This window comes from Acinetobacter sp. AL9 (genome assembly GCF_041464035.1).
Lineage (GTDB): Bacteria > Pseudomonadota > Gammaproteobacteria > Pseudomonadales > Moraxellaceae > Acinetobacter > Acinetobacter towneri.
The window spans coordinates 1-444 of record NZ_JAYFSK010000181.1; the positions used below are offsets into that span (position 1 = coordinate 1).

Annotated in this window: 2 protein-coding genes and 1 pseudogene; all 3 read right to left on the reverse strand. The window is 46.8% G+C overall.

What is annotated here, in order from left to right; translation table 11 throughout:
• Positions 1–114: pseudogene (locus ACEO2X_RS14205) on the reverse strand (serine/threonine protein phosphatase); the annotation flags it as partial.
• Complete coding sequence (locus ACEO2X_RS14210; RefSeq protein WP_002901791.1) at positions 92–298, reverse strand: phage NinH family protein; 207 nt, start codon at positions 296–298, stop codon at positions 92–94. The gene ACEO2X_RS14210 and the pseudogene ACEO2X_RS14205, both read right to left, overlap by 23 nt.
• The coding region (locus ACEO2X_RS14215) for a recombination protein NinG (protein WP_371972187.1) at positions 295–444 on the reverse strand (150 nt) is incomplete at its 5' end. The genes ACEO2X_RS14210 and ACEO2X_RS14215, both read right to left, overlap by 4 nt.

Genomic DNA, 444 nt, shown 5'->3' on the forward strand with positions numbered 1-444 from the left:
GTCGAATCCAATCGTATCCAGTTTGTTCATCAGGTTCGTGTAGCATCCGTGCAGATCGCCAACTACCCAAATATTTCGGTATTTGCTGCCATCAATTTTTTCGTAATAGCGCATCTCTTTCACTCCATCCGCGATGAACCATGAGAACGTCGTTGACGATGGCGTGCATTTTCCCGTCTTTATCATCAACGTATTTTCTGACCGTACCGCGACTACATTTCAGTCTGCGTGCTACTTCTGTCTGATTTCCGTATGTTTCAACGAGCATGTCTGGAATGGTTTTTACTGAGAACGTCATGCGGCCTCACTTCTGCTATTTCGCAGGTCTTTGAGTTTCTGTTGGTACTCTGCCTTGATCGCCTTGCACTCTTCGATAGTCCAGCGATGGCGGTTATGGTTTGATTCGATTTCGTCTACTGCTTCCTGCCCGATGCGGCTAATCAG